Genomic DNA, 7395 nt, shown 5'->3' on the forward strand with positions numbered 1-7395 from the left:
GTGGACAAAGGACTTGATCTCTCGAAGGCTGCAAGCCAGTCTCTGGACTCCATCGTATCGGCATCCTCCAATGCGATGGATATGGTCCAGAGGATTGCCGCTGCATCCGAAGAGCAGTCAGCAGCGGCAGAGGAAATTACGCATAACATAACCAACATCTCATCAGCCGTCAGCCGCACAACCGAGGCTATCGGCCAGATAAAAGATGCTGCATCAGGGCTTGCAGGAATAAGCTCTAAAATACAGAAATCCATTGAATGGTTTAAATTCTAAAGCAGAGTTGGGGCTTTGCCCCTGAAGTTTAAATCGCAGTTCGCAGGGGGTAGCAAATGAGATCAAAAACAGTAACGGTTCTTTTAGGGACGATCCTGTGCATTGCAATGCTTATAGGGCTTGCAATTGCAGCAGAAAAAATCAAAGACACAATCAAGAACATAGACTCCGGCGCCGGTACGGTCGTTGTCACAGACAGCGATGGCAAAGATGTAACACTAACACTGGAAGACAAAGGAAAGCTTAGTAAATACAGCGTTGGCGATAAGGTCAAAGGCAAATACGAAAGCAAAGGCGGAAAGAATGTAGCCACGGATTTTAGAAAGGCAGAAGGCTGCTAAACATCAAGAAATAACTTGCTTAGGGCGACCAGCCCGGGCCGGTCGCCCTAGGTCCCTTTGGTGTTATCCTCTTCTGATCTTCTCCATTGGACCTCATTAAATATATTCCCTTTGAGCCGTCCCTATCAGATGTAAAGGCTATGTACCTTCCGTCAGGGGAAAAGGACGGCTCTTCGTTATTTCCTCTGTCCGTTAATTGCATTACGCCTGTCCCGTCAGGTTTCATAATAAATATCTGATTCTTTCCATTTATCATCCTTACAAATGCAATCCTGTCTCCTCTTGGCGACCATACCGGCGATGTATTGTATGAGCCTTCAAAAGTAAGCCTTCTTATTCCGCTGCCGTCTTTGTCTGCAATATATACCTGCGGGCTTCCCGACCTGTTGGATACAAACAGGACATTGTTCCCGTCAGGAGAAACAGCAGGCGACACATCAATCCACGGGGATGATATAAGTTTCCATCCCTTCATGCCTAAAATATCTCCCATATAAATATTTGATTTACCATCCTTTGATGATGAAAACACAAACTCCTTATTATTAGGAAAAAAATTCCCTGCCATGTTCAACCCGTTCAGTCTTACAATATTTTTCTCCCTCATGGTATTCATATCGAGAAGATAGATATCCCAGCTCCTATTCCTTTCTGCAGAATAAAGCATCTTTGTTCCATCAGAAGACCAGCGCGGAGATAGCAATATGCCCCCGGTTACACCAAGCCCTTGCATGCGGTGGCCGTCCCAATCCATTAAATAAAGTTCTTTTTTGCCCTCCCTTTCTCCCACAAATGCTATCCTCGTCCTGAATATTCCGTTCTGCCCTGTAAGAGTTTTATATATGTCATTGGCTATGGAGTGGGAAATGGGTCTCAACAGATCGGAAGGTCCGGAATATTCCTTTCTTAATACCTCTCTGGCATCGGATACATCGTAAATAGAGACGATAACACTGAGCCCCTTATCTTTTATTGCCTTGCCTTTGACAACGATCTCGACGCCGAGCCCCTTCCAGTTGTTTGGATTAAAAGGTTGCTCCGGCTTTTCTATATGGGCAGCTTCATCAGTGCAGTCGAAGAGTCCTGTGAAGGTCAAGTCATTTTTTACAATATCGGATATTTCACTTCCACCGATAAAACCCTGAACAGCGATGGGCAGTTTTCTAATACCGGGAGAAGTTATATCAATATAGACCTTCTCGGCAAAAACAGGACTTATAAGACATAAAAAAGCAATGGAGTAATGGAGTAACGGAGTAATGAATTTTCCCCATCTTGATGACTCATCTTTGCAATACTCCAATACTCCAATGCTCCATTGCTTATGTTTCATGGCCTGAACCTCACTTCCACCTCCATCTCCTGCGGCGGAGGCGGTAATGGACTTGCCTTGCTTATTGCCCTTAATGCAGAACGGTCAAACAGCGCATTGCCTGAGCTTTGTTCCATTCTGCCAATTGTCACGCTTCCATCCCTTGCTATTTTGATTGTGATTATTGTAAGCAAATCCTTGTCAATGCTTTCAGGGAATATCCACTGTTGCCTTATTTTATTTATAACCATCGAATAATAGTCGCCGCTGCCTGTAGTTACTTCTTGTTTGCTGCTGCCCTGTAGTGCCCCTCCTGTTTTACCCTGAGGAAGGCTTTTCTGTCCTCCGATATCCACCATTTTCCTGAGCGCTGCCATTTTTTCTATCCTTTTCTTGGCCTGAAGCGCCTCTATCCGTTCTTTAACTGTCATTTCATCCTTTTTTGAAATGCCTTTTAATTTAGGTGATGCATCCATGCTTTGAGTTTTAGGTTTTACATCTTGAGGCTTCGAATCCCGGACTTCTGCTTCGGGGGGCTGACTGCTAACTGCTGACTGCTGACTGTTAACTGCTGTGCTGTCCACGATTGTTACTATATATGCCGAAGGTATTTTGTATAAACTCGAATGCCTTGCAATAACAAATGCAGCAGCAACTATCAAGACGTGTAAAAAAACGGAAAAGGTAAAGGCACTATAAATGCCTGAAGTCTTCATGGCCCAAAATTATGGCAGGGCAATCTTAGGCTCGGTTATCATGCCTAATTTCTCTATCCCCGCCTCCTTTATCTCTCCCATGACCTCGACCACCAATCCATAAGGCACGTCCTTGTCTGCCTTAAGAAAGACGTTCGGATTGAGCTTGCTTATTGCAGAGAGTTTTTTTACCATATCGTTCATAGATACGGGATTGTCATTCATAAAAATGTTCCCGCCCCTTTTTATAACAATGGTAATCCTTTCCTCCGGAGGCAGATCCTTTCCCTTTGCCTTTGGAAGGTTCACATCAACGCCCTGCTGGAGCAGCGGAGCAGTGACCATGAATATGACAAGAAGAACAAGCATTACGTCAACAAGGGGGGTAACATTTATCTCGGAAAGGACTGTCCTATGTCTTGCAGGTCTGGATGCCATTACCAGCTCTTCAGGATATAATCTACAAGCTCTGCTGAAAAGTCTTCCATCTCTATTATCATCCGGTTCGCCCTGCTGAGGTAGTAGTTATATGCGATGACCGCCGGTATGGCAGCAGCAAGACCTATGGCAGTTGCTATTAGCGCCTCTGCAATGCCCGGTGCAACCACTGCGAGGGATGCTGACCCGGCAGCACCGATCCCCCTGAAGGAATTCATTATGCCCCAAACAGTTCCGAAAAGGCCGATGAACGGTGTTGAGGATCCCGTTGTAGCAAGGAAGTTCAGATACCTTTCGAGTCTTGCTGACTCAAGGGCGCTGTATCTTTTGAGCATCCGTTTGAGCTCATCCCTGTCTGTATAGGTCTTCTCCGAATAAACAGACCTGAATAAATTTGCCAGCGGGCTCACAGAGAATTTCTTTGAAGATAAAAAGAGGTCCTTCGGGTTCTGTGTTGCCTCGTATATTCTCAGGAAATTGTATGTTTCCTTGTCAGCATTGGTAAAATGGCGCCACTTCTGGAAAATTATCGTCCATGACACGACAGAGAAGAAGAGAAGGATTGCAAGGACTATTTTTACTATAACTCCTGCCTGAAGGATTAATTGAATCGCCGAGTGTTCCATAAGCCTCCCAAATTTTTTAACTTTAAATAATATCCATATAAAATGTCAAATCGATTTGATTTTTTTACCCTCTGTAAGTTATTTTTCAATAATGGGCTTTACCCAGATCATTAATTCCTTCAGAAACAAAAAAATATTAATCATCGGAGACCTGATCCTCGACCGTTTCATCTACGGGAAGGTGAACAGGATTTCCCCTGAAGCACCTGTACCCGTGGTTGATGTGGTGAGCGAATCGTTCCTCCTCGGCGGTGCTGCAAATGTCGCAAACAATATTATAGCGCTTGGCGGAAAGGTATCCATTGCAGGAATAGTCGGAAAAGACACGGCAGGAAGGATCCTGAAGGAGTTGTTTGAAGAAAGGAACATAAACACAGAGGGAATGATCGAGGACAAGCGGCCGACCACGGTAAAAACAAGGGTTATTGCCCATCACCAGCAGGTGGTGAGATTTGACAGAGAAGACAGGAAAAGGCTCGAGGGTAAAAATCTCATAAATCTTGCAGACTATATTAAAAAGGCTATAAATGATCACGATGCGGTAATTATTTCGGACTATAAAAAGGGCGTTATATCCTCATCCCTCATAAAAACAGTAGTAAAATACGCAAGACCTAATAATACATTTGTTGCAGTAGACCCAAAGGTGGGGCATTTCCATTTTTATAAAAACGTATCGCTGATAACCCCAAACCTTATGGAGGCATCGCAGGGCTCAGGTGTTGAGATAAAGGACGAGCAGAGCCTTTTAAAGGCAGGAAAGACATTGATGACCAAATTATCCTGCAAGTCTGTACTTATAACACGCAGCGAGGATGGCATGAGCCTGTTCGAAAGGGATGCATTAAAAAAATTCAAGGTGACCCACATTCCAACTGTAGCAAAAAAGGTATTTGATGTTACGGGTGCAGGAGATACGGTAATCGCAACCATTACCCTTGCCCATGCTGCCGGAGCATCCCTCGAAGAAGCAGCAGTAATAGCAAACCACGCTGCCGGAATAGTAGTAGGTGAGGTCGGAACTGCGGTAGTAACACCTGAAAGACTTATAAGCTCTTTACAGGAATAAAAAAACAACAAGTATGCCTAAAGCAATTGCATTATATTCAGGAGGTCTCGACAGTACCCTTGCCATACTCGTTGCCATGAGGCAGGGCATAGAGGTCACAGCAATAACATTCCTTACACACTTTGGATGCGACATCTCTGATAAATCTTCTTGTTCAAAGAATCCATTTGCAGCCTCTGAAAAATTCGGCTTTGAGGTAAAGCTCTGCCATCTTGCTGACAAGTTCATAGATATCGTTAAAAACCCTAAATTCGGACATGGCAAGAACATGAACCCGTGCATTGACTGCAGAATATTGATGCTTAGAGAGGCAAAGGAATTTATGAAAATGACCGGAGCTGATTTTATCATAACAGGAGAAGTGCTCTACCAACGGCCCATGAGCCAGAGGAGGGATACGTTTCCGAAAATAGACAGAGAGGCTGGGCTGGAAGGCTATGTATTAAGACCTCTCAGCGCAAAGCTCTTAAAACCAACCATTCCCGAACAGATGGGCGTTGTAAACAGAGAAATGCTTTGTAACTTTCACGGAAGGTCGAGAAAGCCGCAGATAGCTTTGGCAAAAGAAATGGGATTAACAGAATATCCAGCACCAGCAGGCGGATGCCTTTTGACAGACCCCTTATATTCTTACCGTTTAAAAGAATTGCTGACCCATAATCCATCACCTTCTGTAAAGGATATAAATCTCTTGAGACTCGGCCGCCATTTCAGAATTTCTGATGACTGCAAGATAGTCGTCGGAAGAGATGAAAATGAAAACAATGCCATACAGGCATTGGCAGAAAATGACGATTATCTGTTGTATGTTGATGGATATGGAAGCCCTTTGACAACTGTTTGCGCCAATGCAGATGGTAATCCAGCTGATGAGGGTTTAAAATTGGCTGCATCGATATGTGCAAGGTATTCCGATGCGAAGCGATTGCCTGTTGTAGAAGTTACGGCTGTTGGAAAAGGCTCGGAAATTAAGATTCAGGCGACTCCTGCTACAAACGGCATCCTTGGTTCTTTCAGAATACAGCCTCTTAAATTATCAAATAAAAAAGCAGCAAATGCTGCATAGCAAAAGACTCTAACATAAAGTCTTCCAGCCACTTTGTCTTATATTCCATGATATAATCAGTCTGTGCAGAGCATAGAAACATTTAGAGAAAAATTACAGACCCTAATTTCAAAGTTCGAAAAGGATAAATACCATTATCTTTCAAAAGGCTATCTTGAGGCTCAAGTAAGAATTGACTTCATTAATCCATTTTTCAAGGCCCTCGGCTGGGATATAGAAAATAAAGCGCACAAACCGCCGCATGAAAGGGATGTCATTGTTGAACTCTCGCCTGAAACCACTGGAAGGCCTGATTATAATTTCAGGATAAATGGTGCAACAAAGTTTTTTGTTGAGGCAAAGGCTCCGTCTGTTTCCCTCGATGATATAAACCACATTCTTCAGGCAAAAAGCTATGCGTGGTCAACCAAAGAGGTCTATTTTGTAATCCTCACGGACTTTGAGGAGTTCGGGCTTTATGACGCGTCTTTAAAGCCGAATCCAAAATTTCCCAACGAAGGTTTAATCTTCGATTTCAAATACACAGATTACCTTAATAACATTGAAAAGCTCTAGGAGCTGTCCAGAGAAAGAGTTGAACAGGGTTCTTTGGAAGCCATCTTGCCGAGGGATACCAAAAGCAAGCGGCTCCGCATTCCGCCTGATAAATCCTTTTTAGAGGACATAACATCGTGGCGCGCAGAACTCGCAAAAGACATTTATAAAAGAAATCCTGACCTCAATGTAAAACTTCTTAATGATGTAGTCCAGAAGCTCCTTGACCGCATAGTTTTTATCCGCATAGCAGAAGACCGCAAGATTAGGCCTGACAGGGAACTGTGGGAAATTGTTGCACAATGGAAAGAAGAAGGCAAAAGAAAACCGATAATGACCCATTTAAAAGACCTTTTTAAAGATCGTTTTGGAAGAAACCAGAATATTGGAATTCAAGAACAAATTAAGCTCTGTGTGCCTCGTCTTGTAGATAAATTGTATGCTGCTTATGATTCAGAAGGAAATCATTACCTTGATAATGTTGATGTTGGCGGGATTACCCTAAACACAGAGTATCGGCATCTTGATTATAAATATCTCCTTGCCTTTTTAAACTCTGAGTTGCTGCGATGGTATTTTCCATTTGTGAGCTTATCTTTTCGTGGTGGTTGGTTATCGGCAAATCGACAATTCCTCTCGCAACTTCCCATCCGCCCCATAGACTTCAACAGTCCCTCTGAAAAAGCCATTCACGACAAACTCGTCACCCTCGTTGACAGGATGCTTGAACTTTATAAAAAGAAAGATTCTCTTCCTCCATCAGCAGAAAGAGAAAAGGTTGAAAGAGAGATAGCAGTTACAGATGAAAAAATAGATGATATTGTCTATTGGCTATATGGGATAACGGAGGAGGAGAGGGGGATGATTGAGGGGGTGATACCTTGAAAATAGAGATAGAGTTTGATGTTAGGGTATTTTTAAAGCTTTTTTCGTTTTTCTGGGAATCGGATTCCTTTTTCTCGTTCTGCTTTTTGCTTTAACCACTCGCTGAAATCTCTCTTTTTCCTTTATGTTATAATCAAAAAAAGGAGGTTGAATATG

General features: G+C 43.2%; 9 protein-coding genes and 1 pseudogene. 6 read left to right on the forward strand and 4 right to left on the reverse strand.

Annotated elements, in window-relative coordinates:
* Positions 1 to 273 (forward strand): annotated as a pseudogene (locus V7L97_RS09805) (methyl-accepting chemotaxis protein); the annotation flags it as partial.
* Between the two features lie 56 nt (positions 274 to 329).
* Positions 330 to 614 (forward strand): hypothetical protein, encoded by a 285-nt coding sequence (locus V7L97_RS09810; protein WP_333655499.1) that lies wholly within the window; start codon positions 330 to 332, stop codon positions 612 to 614.
* 19 nt (positions 615 to 633) lie between these two features.
* On the opposite strand, the gene tolB is transcribed toward V7L97_RS09810, so the two are convergent.
* The 4 genes from tolB to tolQ are packed head-to-tail and all read right to left on the reverse strand — an operon-like array spanning position 634 to position 3685.
* Positions 634 to 1947 carry a Tol-Pal system beta propeller repeat protein TolB gene (tolB, locus tag V7L97_RS09815; protein WP_333655500.1) on the reverse strand — a complete coding sequence of 438 codons (1314 nt, stop codon included), beginning with the start codon at positions 1945 to 1947 and terminating at the stop codon, positions 634 to 636.
* Positions 1944 to 2642 carry a cell envelope integrity protein TolA gene (tolA, locus tag V7L97_RS09820; protein ID WP_333655501.1) on the reverse strand — a complete coding sequence of 233 codons (699 nt, stop codon included), beginning with the start codon at positions 2640 to 2642 and terminating at the stop codon, positions 1944 to 1946. Before tolA ends, tolB begins: the two co-directional genes overlap by 4 nt.
* A 9-nt stretch (positions 2643 to 2651) precedes the next feature.
* The gene (gene tolR, locus V7L97_RS09825; protein WP_333655503.1) at positions 2652 to 3059 is read right to left on the reverse strand and encodes a protein TolR; all 408 of its coding nucleotides are present in this window, start codon (positions 3057 to 3059) and stop codon (positions 2652 to 2654) included.
* On the reverse strand, positions 3059 to 3685 hold the full coding sequence (tolQ, locus tag V7L97_RS09830; protein ID WP_333655504.1) for a protein TolQ: 627 nt from the start codon (positions 3683 to 3685) through the stop codon (positions 3059 to 3061). The genes tolR and tolQ overlap by 1 nt, the downstream gene beginning before the upstream one ends.
* A gap of 91 nt (positions 3686 to 3776) precedes the next feature.
* Between tolQ and rfaE1 the strand changes: the two genes are divergently transcribed.
* The 4 genes from rfaE1 to V7L97_RS09850 all read left to right on the forward strand — a co-directional run bounded on the left by rfaE1 (position 3777) and on the right by V7L97_RS09850 (position 7239).
* On the forward strand, positions 3777 to 4754 hold the full coding sequence (rfaE1, locus tag V7L97_RS09835; RefSeq protein WP_333655506.1) for a D-glycero-beta-D-manno-heptose-7-phosphate kinase: 978 nt from the start codon (positions 3777 to 3779) through the stop codon (positions 4752 to 4754).
* A 13-nt stretch (positions 4755 to 4767) separates the two neighbouring features.
* Positions 4768 to 5820: a 7-cyano-7-deazaguanine synthase gene (locus V7L97_RS09840; RefSeq protein ID WP_333655508.1), complete on the forward strand. Its 1053-nt coding sequence runs from the start codon at positions 4768 to 4770 to the stop codon at positions 5818 to 5820.
* A 63-nt stretch (positions 5821 to 5883) separates the two neighbouring features.
* A complete protein-coding gene (locus V7L97_RS09845) occupies positions 5884 to 6375 on the forward strand; it encodes a hypothetical protein (protein ID WP_333655510.1) in 492 nt (163 codons plus the stop codon).
* A 33-nt stretch (positions 6376 to 6408) separates the two neighbouring features.
* The gene (locus tag V7L97_RS09850) at positions 6409 to 7239 is read left to right on the forward strand and encodes a TaqI-like C-terminal specificity domain-containing protein (protein WP_333655512.1); all 831 of its coding nucleotides are present in this window, start codon (positions 6409 to 6411) and stop codon (positions 7237 to 7239) included.
* The last annotated feature ends 156 nt before the right edge of the window (positions 7240 to 7395 follow it).

It is taken from the genome of Dissulfurispira sp. (assembly GCF_036745535.1).
GTDB lineage: Bacteria > Nitrospirota > Thermodesulfovibrionia > Thermodesulfovibrionales > Dissulfurispiraceae > Dissulfurispira.

Coding starts and splice junctions, on each gene's coding strand:
- rfaE1 (WP_333655506.1), top strand. CDS start 3,777: ATGGGCTTTACCCAGATCATTAATTCCTTCAGAAACAAAAAAATATTA.
- tolA (WP_333655501.1), bottom strand. CDS start 2,642: ATGAAGACTTCAGGCATTTATAGTGCCTTTACCTTTTCCGTTTTTTTA.
- V7L97_RS09810 (WP_333655499.1), top strand. CDS start 330: ATGAGATCAAAAACAGTAACGGTTCTTTTAGGGACGATCCTGTGCATT.
- tolR (WP_333655503.1), bottom strand. CDS start 3,059: ATGGCATCCAGACCTGCAAGACATAGGACAGTCCTTTCCGAGATAAAT.
- tolB (WP_333655500.1), bottom strand. CDS start 1,947: ATGAAACATAAGCAATGGAGCATTGGAGTATTGGAGTATTGCAAAGAT.
- V7L97_RS09840 (WP_333655508.1), top strand. CDS start 4,768: ATGCCTAAAGCAATTGCATTATATTCAGGAGGTCTCGACAGTACCCTT.
- tolQ (WP_333655504.1), bottom strand. CDS start 3,685: ATGGAACACTCGGCGATTCAATTAATCCTTCAGGCAGGAGTTATAGTA.